This window comes from Mesorhizobium sp. WSM4836 (genome assembly GCF_055811815.1).
Genome location: NZ_JBVVQF010000090.1, coordinates 227 through 568 on the forward strand (window position 1 = coordinate 227; position 342 = coordinate 568).

Genomic DNA, 342 nt, shown 5'->3' on the forward strand with positions numbered 1-342 from the left:
GGCGGTACCGACAAGGTGCTCGCTTCGGTGAGCCATGCTCTTGCGGCCGGCTCGTCCATCCAGTTTCTCGCGACCACAAGCCCCTCAGGCACGACGGCAATCAACCTCACCGGCAACGAGTTCGCCCAGACCATCCAGGGCAATGCGGGCGCCAATGTTATCAACGGTGGTGCTGGCGCCGACATCATGGTCGGCTATGGTGGCAACGACACCTATTATGTCGACAATGCCGGTGACAAGGTGGTTGAGGCGGTGAGCGGCGGTACCGACAAGGTGCTCGCTTCGGTGAGCCATGCTCTTGCGGCCGGCTCGTCCATCCAGTTTCTCGCGACCACGAACCCG

Annotated in this window: 1 pseudogene; it reads left to right on the top strand. The window is 62.3% G+C overall.

The features are described 5' to 3' along the window. Nucleotides 1-342: pseudogene (locus AC0L2P_RS32215) on the top strand (calcium-binding protein); the annotation flags it as partial.